This is a genomic window from uncultured Haliea sp., from assembly GCF_963973825.1.
In the GTDB taxonomy this organism is placed as follows: Bacteria; Pseudomonadota; Gammaproteobacteria; order Pseudomonadales; family Halieaceae; genus Haliea.
This window is the reverse complement of sequence record NZ_CAXBAE010000015.1, coordinates 62,094-80,625: the sequence shown is the minus strand read 5'-3', so window position 1 is coordinate 80,625 and position 18,532 is coordinate 62,094. Positions and strand designations below refer to the sequence as shown.

At 64.5% G+C, this 18,532-nt stretch carries 14 protein-coding genes; 8 read left to right on the top strand and 6 right to left on the bottom strand.

The genetic code is table 11. The features are described from left to right. Nucleotides 1-132: 132 nt before the first annotated feature. The 4 genes from AACZ17_RS15470 (at nucleotide 133) to AACZ17_RS15455 (ending at nucleotide 3,999) form a co-directional block, all read left to right on the top strand. A complete protein-coding gene (locus AACZ17_RS15470) occupies nucleotides 133-1,044 on the top strand; it encodes an AEC family transporter (RefSeq protein WP_290745462.1) in 912 nt (303 codons plus the stop codon). 27 nt (nucleotides 1,045-1,071) lie between these two features. Next, on the top strand, nucleotides 1,072-1,854 hold the full coding sequence (locus tag AACZ17_RS15465) for a crotonase/enoyl-CoA hydratase family protein (RefSeq protein ID WP_290745465.1): 783 nt from the start codon (nucleotides 1,072-1,074) through the stop codon (nucleotides 1,852-1,854). 60 nt (nucleotides 1,855-1,914) lie between these two features. After that, a complete protein-coding gene (locus AACZ17_RS15460) occupies nucleotides 1,915-3,393 on the top strand; it encodes an amidohydrolase family protein (RefSeq protein WP_290745467.1) in 1,479 nt (492 codons plus the stop codon). A 126-nt stretch (nucleotides 3,394-3,519) separates the two neighbouring features. Next, complete coding sequence (locus tag AACZ17_RS15455) at nucleotides 3,520-3,999, top strand: type IV pilin protein (protein WP_290745470.1); 480 nt, start codon at nucleotides 3,520-3,522, stop codon at nucleotides 3,997-3,999. Nucleotides 4,000-4,047: 48 nt separating this feature from the next. Here the strand turns inward: AACZ17_RS15455 and mmsB are convergent, their stop codons facing one another. From mmsB to AACZ17_RS15430, 5 genes are read right to left on the bottom strand one after another with little or no spacing between them, the layout of a single operon-like run. Beyond that, nucleotides 4,048-4,938: a 3-hydroxyisobutyrate dehydrogenase gene (mmsB, locus tag AACZ17_RS15450; RefSeq protein ID WP_290745473.1), complete on the bottom strand. Its 891-nt coding sequence runs from the start codon at nucleotides 4,936-4,938 to the stop codon at nucleotides 4,048-4,050. 20 nt (nucleotides 4,939-4,958) lie between these two features. After that, nucleotides 4,959-6,071: an enoyl-CoA hydratase/isomerase family protein gene (locus tag AACZ17_RS15445; RefSeq protein WP_290745476.1), complete on the bottom strand. Its 1,113-nt coding sequence runs from the start codon at nucleotides 6,069-6,071 to the stop codon at nucleotides 4,959-4,961. Between the two features lie 10 nt (nucleotides 6,072-6,081). Further along, nucleotides 6,082-6,870: an enoyl-CoA hydratase gene (locus AACZ17_RS15440; protein ID WP_290745480.1), complete on the bottom strand. Its 789-nt coding sequence runs from the start codon at nucleotides 6,868-6,870 to the stop codon at nucleotides 6,082-6,084. After that, entirely contained in the window at nucleotides 6,867-8,027 is a 1,161-nt protein-coding gene (locus AACZ17_RS15435; RefSeq protein WP_290745483.1) for an acyl-CoA dehydrogenase family protein, read from the bottom strand. The genes AACZ17_RS15440 and AACZ17_RS15435 overlap by 4 nt, the downstream gene beginning before the upstream one ends. Nucleotides 8,028-8,039: 12 nt before the next feature. Continuing rightward, nucleotides 8,040-9,458, bottom strand: coding sequence for an aldehyde dehydrogenase family protein (locus AACZ17_RS15430; RefSeq protein WP_290745486.1), 1,419 nt, complete (start codon nucleotides 9,456-9,458; stop codon nucleotides 8,040-8,042). A 298-nt stretch (nucleotides 9,459-9,756) separates the two neighbouring features. Between AACZ17_RS15430 and AACZ17_RS15425 the strand changes: the two genes are divergently transcribed. From AACZ17_RS15425 to AACZ17_RS15410, 4 genes are all read left to right on the top strand, one after another. Continuing rightward, nucleotides 9,757-10,212 carry a thioesterase family protein gene (locus AACZ17_RS15425; protein ID WP_290745488.1) on the top strand — a complete coding sequence of 152 codons (456 nt, stop codon included), beginning with the start codon at nucleotides 9,757-9,759 and terminating at the stop codon, nucleotides 10,210-10,212. Continuing rightward, on the top strand, nucleotides 10,200-11,816 hold the full coding sequence (locus AACZ17_RS15420; protein WP_290745491.1) for a Na/Pi symporter: 1,617 nt from the start codon (nucleotides 10,200-10,202) through the stop codon (nucleotides 11,814-11,816). The genes AACZ17_RS15425 and AACZ17_RS15420 overlap by 13 nt, the downstream gene beginning before the upstream one ends. A 134-nt stretch (nucleotides 11,817-11,950) precedes the next feature. Beyond that, nucleotides 11,951-14,110 carry a PQQ-dependent dehydrogenase, methanol/ethanol family gene (locus AACZ17_RS15415; protein ID WP_290745493.1) on the top strand — a complete coding sequence of 720 codons (2,160 nt, stop codon included), beginning with the start codon at nucleotides 11,951-11,953 and terminating at the stop codon, nucleotides 14,108-14,110. Between the two features lie 163 nt (nucleotides 14,111-14,273). After that, nucleotides 14,274-17,192: a diguanylate cyclase gene (locus AACZ17_RS15410; protein WP_290745497.1), complete on the top strand. Its 2,919-nt coding sequence runs from the start codon at nucleotides 14,274-14,276 to the stop codon at nucleotides 17,190-17,192. Here the strand turns inward: AACZ17_RS15410 and ppnN are convergent. Then, a complete protein-coding gene (gene ppnN / locus AACZ17_RS15405; RefSeq protein WP_290745500.1) occupies nucleotides 17,180-18,532 on the bottom strand; it encodes a nucleotide 5'-monophosphate nucleosidase PpnN in 1,353 nt (450 codons plus the stop codon). The genes AACZ17_RS15410 and ppnN overlap by 13 nt on opposite strands.

Genomic DNA, 18,532 nt, shown 5'->3' with positions numbered 1-18,532 from the left:
TCGCTGTCCGTGGCAAAGAGTGCCAGCGTAGCGGCGTCCGCGCCATTTGCAAAGGCGTGTGATGCGCGACTACCCATTCCCGCTCTGCTTGCTTACCATGTGCGCTCCGGTCGCCGAGCACCACCGCCTAACATGGACAATTTCCTGCTGATCCTCGCCTACCTCGGCATCGGCCTGTGCCTGCGCCGGCTGCGCGGCATGCCCGGGAATACCTCGGAGGTGCTGAACGCCTACGCACTCAACGTGGCGCTGCCGGCGGTGATTCTGAGCAATGTGCCGCTGCTCACGTTTTCCAGCGCGCTGCTGATTCCTACCATTACCCCCTGGCTGCTCATGTTACTGGTGGTGCCCCTGGTTCTCCTGCTGGGCCGCCTGCTGCACTGGCCGCGCAATGTGGTGGGGGCGCTGCTGATCGTGCTGCCTTTGGGCAATACCTCCTACCTGGGCTTTCCACTGGTGCAGTCGTTTTTTGGCACGGCCGGCATGCCCTACGCCATGGTGTACGACCAGTTGGGCTCCTTTCTCGCACTGGCCAGCTACGCAGTGGTGATCGCGGCCTTCTACAGCCCGCAGGTGGCGACGCCCTCTGCCCGCGCTATTTTCACACGGATTGTCAGTTTTCCACCTTTCCTCGCCCTGCTGGCCGGGCTGGCGCTGCGCGGGACGACGCTGCCCCCCCTTGTAGAGCAGCTGGTAGCGACCGTTGCCGCCACCTTGGTGCCACTGGTAATGATTGCCGTGGGCTTCCAGATCAGCATTCGTCTGGCACGCAGCGAACGGCTCACCCTGGCCATTGCACTGGGGATCAAGCTGGTGTTGATGCCGCTGTGTACCTTCATACTGTGGAAAGCCCTGGGCCAGCGCGGGCTGGCCACGCAAATCGCCGTATTCCAGGCCGCGATGCCACCGATGATCTCCGCCGGCACCATCGCCATCATGGCGGGTCTGGCACCGCGCCTGGTTGCAGGCCTGATCGGTATCGGCATCCTGTTATCGCTGGTCACCCTGCCCACCCTCTACTGGCTGCTCTCCCAGAGTGGCTGAAGCCACCCAAACGCATTGGAGGAAGCCATGTCTCAACCGCCCGTCATCACCGAGCGCGCAGGCCCTGTGTGTACGATCATTCTCAACCGGCCAGCGCAGCGCAATGCGGTTGACAGGCCCACGGCGGAAGCCCTGCATGCCGCCTTCATCAACTTCGCCAACGATGACACGCTGCGCGTAGCCGTGCTCACCGGCGCGGGTGGGCATTTTTGTGCCGGGGCGGACCTTGCCGCGATGAACGATCCCGAGCTGCGCAACACAGTGAATGAAGACGGCACCGGTCCCGGGCCCATGGGCCCCACCCACCTGCAGCTGGAGAAACCGGTGATTGCCGCGGTTGCGGGCTACGCGGTGGCCGGTGGACTGGAACTGGCACTCTGGTGCGACCTGCGCATCGCAGAGCAATCCGCGACCTTTGGCGTGTTTTGCCGGCGCTGGGGCGTACCCCTGATTGATGGGGGTACCGTGCGTCTGCCGAGGATCGTCGGCCAGGGCCGCGCCCTGGACATGATACTCACCGGGCGCCCGGTGGACGCCGCAGAAGCCTTGCAGATGGGCCTTGCCAACCGGGTCGTGCAAGATGGCGAGGCGCGGCGGGCCGCAGAGACGCTGGCCGCCACAATCGCGGCCTTTCCGCAGCACTGCCTGCGCGCCGACCGCGCGTCCTGTCTCGCCCAGTGGAGCCTGCCACTGGAAAACGCACTGCAAGAGGAAGGTCGCGGGGGCTACCCGGTCATCGCCAGCGAGGCACTGGGCGGCGCCGCGCGCTTTGCGGGCGGGGCAGGCCGCCACGGAGACTTCAACACCTGAGCAGGCATTCACCCGATGTTCTACCATGCACGAACCTGAACCGTTGATCTGGAGTAGCCCATGGCCCCGCGCACCCCACAGGACCCGGATGGTATCCGCCTGCCGGTAAAACTCGACACAACATCCAACGGGGAGTTCATGCCCATCCCGCTGGACGCGATACACCACCATGCCAACCGCCTGGCGCTCAGCACGGCTGATGAGAGTGCACGGCATTCCGGCCTGCGCCGACGCGCTTTTCTGACCAGTGCCTGCGGCGCCGCCACCACCCTGCTCGCCTTCAACCGTGCCTATGCCAGCCTCGGCGAGCGCGGCGGCTATTTCGAACTGGAACCCGATGCACAATGGGACCAGCAACTGGCCGCCGCCCAGGTGGGTGGCAACGAGTTCATCTTTGATGTGCAGGGCCACTTCGTGAACCCCACAGGTGCCTGGACAGCAAAGCTGCCTGCCGAAGCTCGCCCCCTGAGCGGGCTGCCCAACGCCAGCTGCCCTGCCGCGGAAGGGCCGGGTCGCGCCTACCTCGACTGCTTCAATGCCGAACAGTTTGTTCAGGACGTTTTCATCGACTCGGATACCGACCTGATGGTGCTCTCCTTCGTGCCCTCACGCTCCGATGCCGAGCCGCTGACCATAGAGGAAGCGGCCGCTACCGCGGAAATCGTGGAGCAGATGCAGGGCACCCACCGCCTGCTGCTGCACGGCCGGGTCAACCCCAACCAGGAGGGCGACCTGGATGCCATGGATGAACTCGCCGAACACTGGGGCGTCGCAGCGTGGAAGACCTATACGCAGTGGGGACCGGATGGCACAGGCTTCTGGCTGGACGACGAAGACACCGGCATTCCGTTTCTGGAGAAGGCGCGCAAACTGGGCGTGAAGATTGTCGCCATCCACAAGGGCCTGCCCTTTGGCAAAGAGTCCTATGAGCATTCGACCTGCGCCGACATCGGCAGGGTTGCCAGGCGCTACCCCGATATGAGTTTTCTGGTCTATCACTCCGGCTATGTCGCCGGCAGCGCAGAGGGGCCCTACGACCCGAACCGTGAAGACGGCGTTGACGCACTGGTCACGTCACTGCGCGCCAACGGCATTGCACCCAACAGCAATGTGTATGCGGAGATGGGCAGTACGTGGCGCTATCTGATGCGCGACCCCGACAGCGCGGCGCACACCCTGGGCAAGCTGCTCACCTACGTGGGGGAGGACAACGTCCTCTGGGGCACCGACTCCATCTGGTACGGGTCGCCGCAGGACCAGATACAGGCGTTTCGCACCTTCCAGATTGCCGAGAAGCTGCAAGCGATGTACGGCTACCCGAAAATGACCGCCGAGCTGCGGGCCAAGGTGTTCGGGCTCAATGCGCTGAAACCCTACGGGCAGCACGTGGCCGACCTGATGCCGCGTTTCAGCCTGGACAGCGTCGCACAGCGGCGGGAAGACAGCCGCAATGCACCGGACCCGCATTTCCGCACTTATGGCCCAAAAAACCGCCGGGAATTTCTCAACCTGATGCGCTGGCAGGGCGACTTATCGTGACCGCGTGCCGGGAAACGTGAGTCGCATCACATCCTGGCGACGTGCATTGCGGAAATGGTCGTCAATCGCGGCGCGATCCTGTATCTAGTGCGCTTGGGAGTAGACGCCAAGCGGGGGTACAACCGGATGACTCGCAAATCACGCACTGCTGCGCACCATTTCAAACGGTTCGACCGATTGCTCGCCGCGGTTTTTCTGGCGATGGTGGCGATACCGGTCGCTCTGGCCCTGCCCGCCTACCAGGATCGCTCTGCCGGCGAAAACCGCTCGCAGGCGAAGGCCGCACTGCTGGCCCTGGCGGGAGCGATGGAGCAACACCTTGCGCTCGGCGGCACCTATGCCGGAGCCACCGAGCACGGTGCGCCTACGCCAGCGGCGCCCTCCTCCGCACTTTTTCCCCGCGAAGCGCTGTCCAACAGGGCGGCGCACTACGAGCTCACCATCGAATCGGCAGACGCCAAGGGATACGTTCTGCAGGCCAGGCCCATTACAGGAAGCCGTCAGGAAGATGACGGCGTTCTACGGCTCAACCATCTGGGCCAGAAGTCCTGGGACCGCAATAATGATGGGGCCATTGTGTGGGCTGAACAGACCTGGGATGCCTGACGACGCGCACTCCGCAGCGCCCGGCAGCAGGGCGCGGAGCGCGGCAGCTCAGTTTTTCTGCTCGAGTAAGGTGAGCACGCTGGAGAAATCCTGCTGACCCATGCCGGCCTCCTGCAGGCGCGTGTAAAGCTCGCGCGCCAGCTGGCCCATGCGATTGTCGACGCCACTCTGGCTGGCGATATCCATGGCCAGGCCGAGGTCCTTGGCCATCAGGTCGACCATGAAGCCGGGCTTGTAGCCGTTGCTGGCCGGTGCTTTTTCCATCACGCCGGGATAGGGGTTGTACACCTCCAGGGACCAGTTGCGCCCCGAGCTGGCGAGCATGATTTCCGACAGCACCGCAGGATCCAGCCCGTTGCGTACACCCATTTCCAGGGCCTCACAGGTGCCGATCATGTGAATGGCCAACAGCATGTTGTTACAGCCCTTGGCCACCTGCCCCGCCCCTGCCGGGCCGGCGTGGAAGATGTTCTTGCCCATGCCCGACAGAATGACCCGGGCCTTCTCGAAGGTTGCCGCCTCGCCGCCACACATGAAGGCCAGGGTGCCTGCGGCGGCGGCAGCAACGCCGCCGGATACCGGCGCATCCATGAAACCGATACCCAGGGCCGCTGCGGCCTGGCCCACTTCGCGTGACGTTGCGGCATCGATTGTGCTGCAATCCAGCACGGTGGTCTCCGGCCCCAGGCGAGCCAGCAGGCCATCATCGCCCAGGTAGACACTGGCCACATGCTTGCCGGCAGGCAGCATGGAGATGACATACTCGGCGCCCACCACTGCCTCACCGGCGGAGGTGGCGACCTGGGCCCCGGCCTCAGCCAACTGCTGACAGGCGGCCTGCGACAGGTCAAAGACGGTTACGCTATGACCGGCCCGAATCAGGTTGGCGGCCATCGGGCCACCCATGTTGCCAAGGCCGATAAATCCAACTTGCGCCATTGTGAAGTCTCCTGTGCGGTTTAGAGGTCGGCCAGCGGGTTGTTCGGCCAGGGCGCCGTGAAGAAGCCATCGAGCAGCGCTTCCGGTACTTCACGGGTGCTTTTGTAGGCCCAGGCCGGGTTGCGATCCTTGTCCAGCAGCAGAGCGCGCACGCCTTCGGCAAACTCCGGGTAGCGCACCACGTTGGTAGCCAGCTGGACTTCCGACTGGAACACCTCCCGCAGGGAGCAGTGCCGGGTGGCCTGCAGCTGGCGACTGATCCAGAGCGCCGCCAGTGGCGAGCCATGCGCCAGGCCGTCGCGGGCGCGGGACAGCCACTGGTCGGTGGTCTGCTGGTTAACGATGTTATCCACCACCTGATGGACGTCGTCGCCGTCGCAGAGGGAATTGATCCGGCTCAGGTGCGGCTCCACCTGGCCCCCGGGCATGCTGCCGATACTCTGCTCGGTGAGCGGGCGCAGGATATGCCGCACGCGGGCATGATTGGCTGCGCAGTCCCCGCGCCAGGCGCTGCGACGCAGCTGCTCCAGCACGGCGTCCTTGTGTTCACTGGCGATAAAACGGTCCGCGAGCCCGGTAAACACCGCGTCGGCAGCGTTGATGGAGGCACCGGTGAGGGCAAGGAATTGCCCCGACTTCCCGGGCATGTGGTTGAGAAACCAGCTGCCGCCCACATCCGGGAACAGCGCGATGGTGATTTCCGGCATGGCGATGCGGGTGGCTTCCGTCACCACCCGGTGCGAACAACCCGCCATCACACCCAGACCGCCGCCCATCACGATCCCATGACCCCAGCAGATGATCGGCTTGGGATAGGTGTGCAGGGTGTAGTTCATGCGATATTCGCGGGCGAAGAAGGCCTCCGCCTCCTCGCAGGGCCCACCGGGCGTGGCGGTTGCGGAGCGGTGCAGGGCCTGCACATCGCCGCCGGCGCAGAAGGCCTTTTCACCACTGCCATCAATCAGGATGGCGCCGATCTCAGGGTCATCGCGCCACGCATCCAGCTGTTGCTGCAGCGTGTCAACCATCGGTAGGGTCAGTGAGTTGAGGGTTTTGGGCACGTTGAGCGTGAGCCGGCCGAGCTTGCGCTCGGCACAGGCGACAAGCTCAACAATGACAGGGGCATCTGACATGGTTGAATCCTTAGCGGTTTTTCCATTCGGGCTTGCGCTTCTCGAGAAACGCATTCACACCCTCGCGCTGGTCTTCGGTGGAGAACAGCTCAACGAACAGTTCGCGCTCTGCCGCCAGACCATCGCCGATCGCCTTGTCGCGGGCGGAGTGGATCAGCTGCTTGCAGCGCCCGATCGAGCTGGGGCTCTGCTCGCCCACCTGCTCGGCCAGGGCCAGGGCACGTTCCAGCGCCTCGCCGGTGCCAACCACCTCTTCTGCCAGGCCAATGCGCTCCGCTGTGGCAGCATTGATGCGCTCACCGCAGAGGATCATCCGCTTGGCCCAGCCTTCGCCCGCCAGCCAGGCCAGACGCTGGGTGCCGCCGGCACAGGGCAGCAGGCCGACCCGCGCCTCGGGCAGCGCGAGCTGGGCCTGCTCTTCAACAATGCGCAGGTCGCAGGCCAGGGCGACTTCCAGACCGCCGCCCATGGCAAAGCCGTTCACAGCAGCAATGGAGACGCCGCGGAAGTCCGCCAGCGCTTCAAAGGCCTCGCCGAAAAAGCGTGCCATGCGCTCCGCCGTTTTCGGGTCGCCGTCGGCAAACAGTTTCAGGTCCGCTCCGGCCGAGAAGAACTTGCTGCCAGCGCCGGTCAGCACCAGCGCGTATATATCCAGATTGCTGTTCAGCGCAGCGACCAGATCGCGCAGCGCGGGCAGGCTCTCGGTGTCCCAGGTATTGGCTGCGGGGTTGTCGATCGTCACCAGTGCGGTGTGGCCGCGAATCTCGACTTTCAGTTTGTCCGATGTGCTCAGGCTCATTTGATCACCTCCAGTGCGCCTTCCATTAACAGTTTGCGCGCCACAATCACGCGCATGATTTCGTTGGTACCCTCGAGTATCTGGTGCACCCGTGTATCACGCACATGGCGCTCCATCGGGTATTCGCGGATATAGCCATAGCCGCCGAACAGTTGCAGGGCATCGTTGCAGACCTGGAAACCCACATCGGTCGCAAAGCGTTTGGCCATGGCGCAGTAGGTGGTGGCCTGTGGGTCCTTGTGGTCCAGCTTGCTGGCGGCGAGCCGCACCATCTGCCGCGCCGCCACCAGTTCTGTGAGCATGTCGGCGAGTTTGAACTGGGTGTGCTGGAAGTCGGCGATAGCCGTGTCGAACTGGCGCCGCTCCTGCACGTAGGCGGTAGCTTCTTCCAGCGCCTGCTGGGCTGTGCCCACGCTGCAGGTGGCGATGTTGATACGTCCACCGTCGAGTCCCATCATGGCGATGGAAAAGCCCTGCCCCTCGGCACCGAGCCGGTTCTCCACCGGTACGCGCACGTTATCGAAGGTCACCATGCGTGTGGGCTGGGCGTTCCAGCCCATCTTCGCTTCTTTCTTGCCGTAGCTGATACCCTCGGCATCCGCCGGCACCAGCAGCGCCGTGATACCGCGCGCGCCGTTGTCGCTGGTTCGCAGCATGACCACCAGCACGTCGGTTTCGCCGGCGCCGGAAATGAACACCTTGCTGCCGTTGATCACATAGTCGCCCCCCTCACGTCGCGCCGAGGTGCGCAGCGAGGCGGCGTCGGAGCCCGCACCGGGCTCTGTCAGGCAATAGGACGCCAGCTTTTCGCCACTGACCAGCGCGGGGCACCAGGCCTCGATAACGGCATCGGTGCAGAAGTTGCCGATCATGCTGGTCGCCATGTTGTGGATGGTCAGGAATGCCGCCGTGGTGGTGCAACCGCGCGCCAGTTCCTCCACAATCAGACTGGCATCCAACCGGCCCATACCCAGCCCACCGGCACTCTCCGGCGTGTACATCCCCATGAAGCCAAGCTCACCGGCCTGGCGCAGAGCGTCCTTCGGAAAGAAAGACTCCTCGTCCCACTGCGCGGCGTTGGGTGCCAGCACACCGTCGGAGAACGCGCGCGCACTGTCAATAAACGCCTGCTGCTCCTCTGAGATGGAAAAATCCATGGCCAGCTCTCCTCAGAAGCGATTCATGACTTTGCCGAACAACTCCTCGTCGGGCGGGATGACCTTGGTTTGCGCCAGCGGTTTGGATACCCAGGTCTCGTTGATGAGGTCGCGCCAGGTAATGTTGTGGTTGATGCTGTTGCCGCCCCAGGAGCCACAGCCCAGCGAAAAGGTCTGGCGCATGCCGTTCCACAGGTTGCCGCTATTGGAGGCTGCCTGGGGCTGGTTAACCATCACCCGCGAGGTGCGCGTGGCCATCGCCAGTTTCAGGATGTTGTCGTCGTTGTTGGAGTAGATGCCACAGCTGTGGCCCTGGCCCTGATACGCCTGGATACGATTGGTCAGCTCGATGGCTTCGTCGATGTCGCGCACCTTGTACAGGGCCATGGTCACGGTCAGCTTCTCGCCCGAGAAGGGATAATCGGGGCCGGCACCCACTTCGGGCACAATCAGAAACTGCTTGCCCTCGGGCAGGTCGATACCCGCGCGTCCGGCGATGGTCGTGGCGTGCTGCGCGACGATCGCCGCGTTCAGGTGGCCGTCCTGCCAGATCACGCTCTGCAGCCGGGCCTTGTCCTCACCTTCGATGACGTAACCGCCCTCGTGCTTGAGCTTCTCGAGAAACTCGTCGTAGATGGATTCAAACACCAGCACGGAGTTGTCCGAGGAGCAGGAGGCGGCCAGGTCCAGCGTCTTGGAGATACGGATTTTCTCCGCGGCTTCGTCCAGGTCGGCACTGTCGTCGACCGTAATCACCGCATTGCCTACCCCCACGCCCAGCGCAGGCGTGCCGGAAGAATAGGCCGCCGACACCATCGCTTCACCGCCGGTGGCGAGAATGCGGTCACACTGGCGCATCAACTCGTTGGTCTTGTCCAGCGAGGGCACATCAATGCTCTGCACCAGGTCCGCCGGCGCGCCCATGGCAACGATCGCCTCGCGCATGTAGTCACAGATCATCTTGTTGGTCAGTTTGGCGCGCGGGTGCGGCGCGATGATAATGGCATTGCGCCCCTTCACCGCAGAGATGGCCTTGATCACTGGCGTGGCCTCCGGGTTCGTGGAGGGTGACAGGGCACCGATGACACCGACCGGCTTGGCGATCTTGATGATGTTGCGAACCGGGTCCTCTTCGATCACGCCGACGGACTTGTCGTTGATGATGTCCATCAGGGTCGCGCGCGTTTTACGGTGAATCTTGAGGAACTTGCCGTCGTAGTTCCCAAGCTGGGTTTCCTCGACGGTAAAGCGGGCAATTTTCTCCGACACACCTTCACGCGCCACCGACCAGACCATGGCGGTAATCAGTTCGTCCACCTGCTCCTGGGTATAGTGTTCGATGGCCGCCTGCGCTGCGCGGGCACGCGCCATCATCTCGGCAATTTCCTGCTGTACCGGATTCGGATCCTGATTATGCTCTGCTGTCGCCATGGGGCGTACTCCTGTCGTACACGGGATAAATGGGTTCCAGCCACGGCCTGCTACCGGAACTCTTATAGTAGCCGAGCAGACTACGCCGCGGCGGTGAACTGTCAAAGGGAGAAAATTGCGGTATATATGGATGATATTGCGGCTCAAACCATCCAATAATACCGTTTTCCGCATTATAGCTTCACGTGGCACAGCCTGGGCACCCGGCGCCCGTGCCGCGGGAGGCGGTGGTTCATGCAAATTGCATCCGCCAGCGCTAGACTGCGCGGGTAGACCAACCACCCGGACGGACCCGGCCATGCCGCGCAAAACCATCGACCTGCCCGATCACTTTCTGTTTGAAACGCACTATGACGTGCTCTACACCGACGTCAATGCGGCCAATCACCTCGGCGCGGACCGGCTGCTGTCCATTGCCATGGAGGCGCAGCTGCGCTTCATTCGCCAGCTCGGCCACGGCCAGGCCATCGCCTTTGAGGACGCCGGGCTGATCATGGCCCACGCGGAAACCGCGTACCTGGCCGAAGCGGATTACGGCGACCGGCTGCGGGTGGAGCTGGGTGCGCGCGAGGTCGAGGAGAAAAGCTTCCAGTTCGTTTACCGCATCAGCAAGGATGACAGCAGCGTCGAAGTGGCCAGGGTAGCCACCACGCTGCTCTTTTTCGACTACCCGTCGCGCCGCGTGGTACCCGTGCCCGAGGATTTCCGCGCCCGGGTGACCGGGACAGCGGAGGAACCGCCATGGCGTGGATGACCCTGACGCTGTCACTCGGGGGCCTGGGGCTGCTCCTGTTGGGTATGGCCATGATGACCGATGGCCTGAAGGCCGCCGCCGGCAATTCGCTGCAGGGATTTCTCGAACGTTCCACCCGCACGCGGCTGCGCGCGGCGCTCGCCGGCTTCGGCATTACCGCGCTGGTGCAGTCCTCCAGCGCGGTGATCGTCGCCACGCTGGGGTTCACCAACGCCGGCATGCTGCGCCTGAAGCAGGCCGCCTGGGTAGTCTTCGGCAGCAACGTGGGCACCACCATGACAGCGTGGATCGTCGCCCTGATCGGACTGCGCATCAAGGTTGAAGTGGTTGCGCTGCCGCTGATCGGCGTGGGCATGCTGCTCAAGCTGTTCGGTGATAACCGGCGCATGGCACACATCGGCATCGCGTTGGCGGGCTTCGGCCTGCTGTTTCTCGGGCTCGGCATGCTGCGCGATGCCTTTATCGATGTGGCCGACTGGATTCCCATCGAGCGCCTCGGCGCTTCGGGTGTGCTGGGCATCGTGCTCGGCGTCGTATTCGGGGCCCTGCTGACGGCGTTGATCCAGTCATCCTCCGCGGCGCTGGCCATTGTCCTGACCGCATCCGTCACCGGCGTGCTTACGCCCCTGCTGGGCGCCTCGCTGGTCATCGGCGCCAATATCGGCACCACGGCAACCAGCCTGCTGGCCAGCATCGGCGCCACGGCAAACGCCCGCCGGCTGGCACTGGTGCATGTAACCGAGAAAATGTTCACCGGCGTGATTGCGCTGATCCTGCTGGGACCCCTGTGGTGGGTGTCCGAGCAGCTTTCCGGCGGCGCCGACGGGCGCACCAATATCAGCACCGGGCTGGCCCTGTTCCATACCCTGTTCAACCTGCTGGGACTGGCGCTGATGTGGCTGCTGGCAGACCGACTGCTGCGCCTCGTGGAGCGCTGGGTGAAGCAACCCGAACTGAGCTCCGAGCGCTTGCGCTACCTCGACGACACGGTACTCGCGTTACCCGCGATGGGCGTGAATGCCATGCACTCCGAAATCAAGCGCGTATTCAAGCAGCTGCTGTCCCGGGGACGCATTATCATCGACCCGGACCGGGAGCCGGCACCGGAGGAAACCCTGCACACCGGTGTGCTGCTCACAGCCATCGCCGACTACGGCAACCGCATCGGCGCCCAGCACCTCAACAACGGGCTCTCGGAGCAGTTTCTCAACCTGAACTGGGCGCGTGAGGAATGCATGCAGTTGCGCGATCTTTTCCTGGAACTGGCAGAGTTTCCCCAGGCCGATATCAACGCCGCCCTGACGCCGGCCCTGCAGGAGGCGCTACTCGGACTCATGCGCAGCGGCGAGCTGAAACAGTTGACCCTGGAGGAGCGGCGGGCACAGCTGCAAACCGTCAAACGCCTGCGGCGGCAGCGCCGGGCGGAGCTGCTGGAACAGATCGGCAACGGGCTGCTGGCCGCCCCGGAGGCGACCCGCCGCCTGCACGTCGTGGCCCTGTTCGAGGGCGCCGCCAAACACATCCTGCACATCGCCGAGGTGATTTACCCGCAGCTCGCCGCGGACGCCGGGGAGAGTGCCGACGCCCCCGTCGCAGCCACCTGAATCACGGCGCGCGGCAGGTTCAAGTATTTACGCCACCTCGCAGGGCCTGCCCGGAAGCATGGCCACGACCGGGTTTTTCCGGCCCAATAGGTCACCATTGCCTGTGACAACCCATCGACAGAGTGTCCCGAACGATGCGCTTCCTCGCTACATCCTGCCTCACCGCCTGCCTGCTGGCAGGTATCGCCCATGCTGCGCCGGTCAGCGAACAGCGCCTGCTCGCCGCCGGCAGCGACGTGGACAACTGGATGAGCTATGGCCGCGACTACAGCGAACAGCGCTACACACCGCTGGACCAGATCAACGACGGGAACGTCGACGGGTTGGGCATGGCCTGGTATTTCGAAACCGACACGCACCTCGGCCTGCAGTCCACCCCGCTGGCGATTGACGGTGTGCTGTATTTCAGTGGTGCCTGGAACACGGTGTACGCCGTTGATGGCGCCACCGGCCAGATGCTCTGGACCTTCGACCCGGAAGTGCCGCGCAGCAAAAGCATCACCGCCTGCTGTGGCGTGCTGAACCGCGGTCTCGCCGCCTGGGAAGACCTGCTGTACATCGGCACACTCGACGGACGCCTGATTGCCATTGAACGCGCCACGGGCAGCCTGCGCTGGTCGGCCCAGACCACCGACCCCAATCAGGCCTACTCCATCACCGGTGCGCCGCGTGTCGCCCGGGGCAAGGTGTTTATCGGCAACGGCGGCTCCGAATTCGGCACGCGGGGATTCGTCAGCGCCTATGATGCCGCCAGCGGTGAACTGGCCTGGCGCTTCTACACGGTACCCGGCAACCCCGCTGACGGCTTCGAGAACGACGCCATGGAACGCGCCGCCGCCACCTGGAACGGTGAATGGTGGCGCTACGGCGGCGGCGGCACGGTGTGGGACAGTATCGTCTATGACCCGGAGTTCAATCAGCTCTACCTGGGGGTGGGCAACGGCGCGCCGCACAATCGACGCATTCGCAGCCCCGGGGGCGGCGACAATCTCTACCTCGCCTCCATTGTGGCGCTGAACCCGGACACCGGCGAGTACCTGTGGCACTACCAGCAGGTACCGGGCGACACCTGGGACTACACCGCCAGCCAGCAAATGACCCTGGCGGACATCCCCTGGCAGGGCGAGCAGCGCAAGGTCATCCTGCATGCGCCCAAGGCGGGCTTCGTCTACATCGTCGACCGTGCAACGGGCAAACTGCTCTCTGCAGAACCCTACACCACGGTCACTTGGGCCAGCGGCTACGACCTGGATACTGGCCGCCCGCAGGAAAATCCGGGGCAGGACTACGACGGGGAGCCGGCCATGGTGTTCCCCTCCGCCATGGGCGGACACAACTGGCACCCCATGGCCTACAGTCCGGATACCGGGCTGCTGTACATCCCGGAGCTGGACATGGGCATGGAGTTCAACGAGATTGATGCCGTTGACTACCAGCACCTGCGCCGACACTACAACACCGGCTATGAATTGAGTGGCAAAGCCTACTCGCAGGCCTTTACCCAGGCCATGCTCAGCCACTTGCCCAAGGCTCACCTGCTGGCCTGGGATCCGGTGCGCCAACAGGCGGCCTGGAAGCTCCCCCACCCCTACACGCACAACGGCGGGGTGCTGGCCACCGGCGGCAACCTCGTGTTCCAGGGCACTTCGGACGGCCGCTTTATCGCCGTGCGCGCGGATAGCGGCGAATTACTCTGGTCCTTCCCCACGGAAACCAGCGTGATGGCAGGCCCCATCAGCTACCGCGTCAACGGCGAGCAATACATCGCCGTCACCGCAGGTCGCGGCGGCGCGTTGATGATGAACATGGGCAGGAGCTACCCGACCGGCAATCCCAACAACCGTCTGCTGGCATTCAAGCTCGGCGCCTCGGGCACGCTGCCCGTGACCCCCGTCGCAGAGCGCCCCCTGCCCCCACCCATGCCGGAGGCGAGCGACGAGCAGATCGCCGAGGGTCGCAACCTGTTCAACCGCTTCTGCGCGCGCTGCCACGGCGCCGATGTCGTGGGGGATGGCTCCATCCCCGACCTGCGCTACCTGGCGCCGGTCTGGCATGAGAACTTCGCCAGCGTGGTTCTGGACGGCCTGATGGAGCAGGCGGGAATGCCCCGCTTCGACGATGTGCTCGACAAGGCACAGGTGGATAACATCCACGCCTACGTCATCGCACGGGCACATGAAGACCACGCCCTGCGCACCGATCAGGGATGGCTGGCACGCGCACGCAGTTACCTGATCGACAGCGCGGCACAGCTGGCAGCCTGGCTGGTCAGACGGGACGCAGCGACAGACTGACCACCCCGCACAAGGAGACCTGGGTCACACCCCGCGGGTTACACGTTGTTACCGCTGCGTCACTGTCGTATCCTCGCATGCTTGGCGAGTTGGTGGCTCCATCCTGAAATCTTCACGTATCACAATCCGGTTCCCCTTCGGTTGGCCGGCCCTGGCGGGGTCGTTGCTGCTCGCCTGCCTGTGGGCCCCGCCGGGCGTCGCGCTGAATCCCGATCGCCTGCCCAGCCAATACCTTTTCGACCGCTTCGGGCGCGATGAGGGCCTGCCCTCGGACACCGTGTGGGTCGCCCGGTCCGACCGCGAGGGCTTTCTCTGGCTGGGCACCAAAAACGGCCTGGCACGCTTCGATGGCGTCAAGTTCACGCTGTTCAACAAACTCAATCAACCCGCCTTCCGCTCCAACGATATCCGCGACATTGAAATTGTCGCCGACGGCAGCGTGTGGCTGGCGACCTACGGTGGCGGCGTACTGCACTATGTAGATGGCGCATTCACGGCCTACACCACCGACGAGGGCCTCGCCGACAATATCGTGCACGACATCCTGCCGGCCGCCGACGGCACACTCTGGTTTGCCACCAGCCAGGGGCTCTCGCGGCTTCGCGGAAACGAGATGCGCAGTTGGACGCAGCAGGACGGCCTGGTGGACAACCGCACGTTCCGCTTGCTGGAGGAACCCGGGGGTGCCATCTGGGTGAGCACGCTGACCAACGGCCTGAGCCGTTTCGACGGCACGGCATTCACCAATTTCACCGAAGGCAGCGGCCTCGACTCCACCCAGGTCCACTTGCTCCACCAGGATCCACAACTGGGCCTGATTGCCGCGACCGCAGCGGGCTCCACCTACCGCCTGACCGCCACCGGCCCCGTGCCCCACGAAAGCGCGGTGCTGCAAACCGGGATGATTCTCCACTCGGCACTGCGCGACGGGGACGGCAACCTCTGGCTGGGCACCTACGGGGATGGCCTCTGGCGAGTGGGGAAAAACGACACGCTGGAAGCGTTTCCGCTGGCCACACAGCAGCCGGGCTATGTCTTCGAGCTGTCAGAAGATGCCGAGGGCAATGTCTGGGCGGCGACCATGCACGGTGTACACCGCCTGCGCGACAGCGACTTCCTGCAGTTTGGCCCCGCCGAGGGCCTGGCCGCCGCGACCTTTGTGGTGACACAGAGCCCCGTGGACGGCAGCATCTGGACCGGCACCGAAGGCAGCGGACTGTTTCGACTGAACCCCGATCACAGCGTAACGCAGTACACCAGCGAGCAGGGTCTCTCCAACGACAACGTGTCCTCACTGCTGGCTGAACCCGACGGCACCCTCTGGGTGGGCACCTTCGGCGGCGGGCTGAATCATCTGCACCGCGATGGCTCGGTAATGCAGTACGGCCGCGACGATGGCCTGCCCAACGTGCACGTGATGGGGTTGCAGCGCGACGCCAACGGCCGGCTCTGGGTGGTCACCGATGGCGGTCTGGTCTGGCTGGACCCCGACAGCGGGCGCTTCATCGAACGCACCGACCTCCCCGCCACCCTGCTGCGGGAGCTTCGCGCCGATGCACAGGGCCGCCTCTGGCTAACCAGCAATGGCGGCCTGCTCCAGCTCAGCAACGACAGCTATCAACTCTGGTCAGAGGCTGATGGGCTGGGCAGCAATCTGGTCAGCACCACCTACACCGATGCCAACGGTGTCGTCTGGATCGGCAGCCGGGAGTCCGGCCTTGCCCGGCTCGATGGCGACCAGCTGTTCCAGTTCACGCTGGAGCATGGAATGCCGCAGCTGTCGGTACTGGCCATACTCGAGGACGATGCCGGCTGTCTGTGGATGAGCGGGGCAGATGGGCTGGTTGCCGTCGAGCGCGCCGCGCTGGATGCGGTGGCTCGGGGTGAGTCCCGCCGGGTGCGCGCCCGTCTCTACGACGAGACCGACGGCCTGCGCTCGGCCCAGTTCCTGGGCGGATTCCAGCCCGCCGGCTGGAAGACCGAGGACGGGCGACTGTGGTTCCCCTCCAACCTTGGACTGGTCGCTGTGGTCCCCAGGGACTTCAGCACACTGGCTGCGCCCGCGCCGCCGCAGATCGAGGAAATACGCGTCAACGGTGAACCGGTACCCATCGCCGACCCGCTGATGCTGCCAGCCGAAGCCGCCACGCTGGAAGTGGACTACACAGTGCCGCGGCTGGGCGCGCCCCATACCCTGCGCTTCGAGTACCTGCTGGAGGGCTTTGATCGCGACTGGCACAGGGTAGGCGGCCGTCGTACCGCCTACTTCACCGGTCTGCCGCCAGGATCAATGACGCTGCGGGTCGCCGCGTCCAACCACGATGCCGCACAGGACACCTCCCCGCGGGGCGCGGAAACGCGCCTGGCGATCTACCGCGCACCCTACTGGTACCAGACGTGGTGGTTCCGGATACTGGGCACCATACTGGCCCTGCTGCTGCTCCACCGGCTGTACCGCCTGGCAATTCGCCGCGCAGTGGTGCGCGAACGGCAACTGGAGATGCTGGTCAACCGGCGCACCCGCGAACTGCAGATCGCCCTGTCCAAGGTGCAGGAAATCTCGCGCATCGACAGCCTGACCGGCCTCGCCAACCGACGCTTCCTCGATGAGAACCTCGACAGCACCTGGGCCCAGTGTGCAGCGCAGCACGCACCAGTCAGCATCATCATGCTGGATATCGACTGCTTCAAACAGTACAACGATGCCGCTGGCCATATCGCCGGGGACGAGTGCCTGCGCAAGGTCGCCGAGGCGCTGCAGTCTGACGTCTTGCGTGACGAGGATCTGGTGGCCCGCTATGGCGGCGAGGAATTCCTCGCCCTGCTGCCCGGCGCCGATTCCGCCGCCGTCACCCAGGTGGCACAGCGCATTCGCTCACTGGTCCGGGAACTGAAGATCCCCCACCCCAACAGCCCGGTTGCGGACTACCTGACGGTGAGCGTCGGCGGCGCCACTGCCTGGCCCGCCGAAAAGGGTACCCCGGACGAGCTCATCCAGCGCGCGGACCAGGCCCTCTATGCGGCCAAAGCCGCAGGGCGCGACCGTGTGCGTATCGAGGAGAGCAACGGTCAGATACGGTAACAGGGCCGGTAGTCGAACTCGCCCTCACCCAGCTTCATGCGCTTCTCCCTGACCAGCAGACGCAGCAGTCGATCCATGGCCTGCATCAACCCCGCCTCGCCGTTCAACTGATACGGACCGTGCAGGGCCACCTGCTCGATGCCGAAGGACTTGACGTTGCCGGCGACCAGGCCGGAGAAGGCGCGGCGCAGCTGGCTGGCCAGTTCATGCGGCGGCAGGGTACTGCGCAAATCCAGTGCCGCCATGTGCTCGTGGGTAGGCACAAAGGGACGCTGCAGGTCCGGCGCGATCACCAGCTCCCAATTGAAATAATAGGCCTGCTGCAGTTTGCGCCGGCGCACGTGCTGGGCCTGCACCGCCGCGCGGACAGCGGCACCGACCTCATCGGGAGCGCCGAGGATAACCCGGTAGTGGTCGCGCACCCCCTCGCCCAGGCAGGCGATGAGGAAACGCTCCAATTCGCGGAAATACTCGGCACAGTGGCGCGGCCCGGCAAAGACCAATGGCAGGCTCTGTGCGTTGTCCGGGTGCATGAGAATGGACAGCAGGTAGAGCACCTCCTCCACCGTACCGACGCCACCCGGGAACACCACAATCGCGTGCGCCAGACGAACAAAGGCCTCCAGCCGCTTCTCGATGTCGGGCATGATCACCAGTTCGTTGACGATGGCGTTGGGCGATTCGGACGCGATGATGCCCGGTTCGCTGATGCCGATGTAGCGCCCCGACTTGATCTGCTGCTTGGCGTGGCCCACGGCGGCCCCCTTCATCGGGCCCTTCATGGCGCCGATACCGCAGCCTGTGACGATGTCCAGACCGCGCAATCCCAAGGCATAGCCCACCGCCTTGGCGTAGTCATACTCTTCGCGGGGAATCGCATGGCCACCCCAGCAGACCACCAGTCGCGGCTGTTCATTCGGCCGCACCACGTCAGCGTTACGCAGAATCCGGAACACCTCATCGGTGGGGTCGGCAGCCCCCGCCAGCGGTCCCGCATCGCGGGAAATGGCGGTGTAGACAATATCCCGCAGGGCCGCGAACAGGTGCTCGCGCAAGCCGCGAATCATGCGTCCGTCCACGAAGGCCTGGGCCGGCGCGTTGAACAGCTCAAGGCGCAGGCCGCGAGGTTGGGGCACGAATTGCAGGTCAAAATCCGAGAAGTCAGCGTAGATCTGTGCCGCGTCGTCCTTGTCGCTGTCGGTATTGAGAATGGCCAGCGCGCAGCGTCGGTACAGTTCGAACAGTTCGCCCCGGGTGGTTGTGAAGGCCGCGATCTCCGCCTGCGAAAGCAGGTTCAGCGAGTGGATCGGGTTGACGATCGTGTGTGCGCGTTTACTCAC

Coding starts and splice junctions, on each gene's coding strand:
- AACZ17_RS15415 (WP_290745493.1), top strand. CDS start 11,951: ATGCGCTTCCTCGCTACATCCTGCCTCACCGCCTGCCTGCTGGCAGGT.
- AACZ17_RS15455 (WP_290745470.1), top strand. CDS start 3,520: ATGACTCGCAAATCACGCACTGCTGCGCACCATTTCAAACGGTTCGAC.
- AACZ17_RS15470 (WP_290745462.1), top strand. CDS start 133: ATGGACAATTTCCTGCTGATCCTCGCCTACCTCGGCATCGGCCTGTGC.
- mmsB (WP_290745473.1), bottom strand. CDS start 4,938: ATGGCGCAAGTTGGATTTATCGGCCTTGGCAACATGGGTGGCCCGATG.
- AACZ17_RS15465 (WP_290745465.1), top strand. CDS start 1,072: ATGTCTCAACCGCCCGTCATCACCGAGCGCGCAGGCCCTGTGTGTACG.
- AACZ17_RS15430 (WP_290745486.1), bottom strand. CDS start 9,458: ATGGCGACAGCAGAGCATAATCAGGATCCGAATCCGGTACAGCAGGAA.
- AACZ17_RS15420 (WP_290745491.1), top strand. CDS start 10,200: ATGGCGTGGATGACCCTGACGCTGTCACTCGGGGGCCTGGGGCTGCTC.
- AACZ17_RS15445 (WP_290745476.1), bottom strand. CDS start 6,071: ATGTCAGATGCCCCTGTCATTGTTGAGCTTGTCGCCTGTGCCGAGCGC.
- AACZ17_RS15460 (WP_290745467.1), top strand. CDS start 1,915: ATGGCCCCGCGCACCCCACAGGACCCGGATGGTATCCGCCTGCCGGTA.
- AACZ17_RS15435 (WP_290745483.1), bottom strand. CDS start 8,027: ATGGATTTTTCCATCTCAGAGGAGCAGCAGGCGTTTATTGACAGTGCG.
- AACZ17_RS15425 (WP_290745488.1), top strand. CDS start 9,757: ATGCCGCGCAAAACCATCGACCTGCCCGATCACTTTCTGTTTGAAACG.
- AACZ17_RS15440 (WP_290745480.1), bottom strand. CDS start 6,870: ATGAGCCTGAGCACATCGGACAAACTGAAAGTCGAGATTCGCGGCCAC.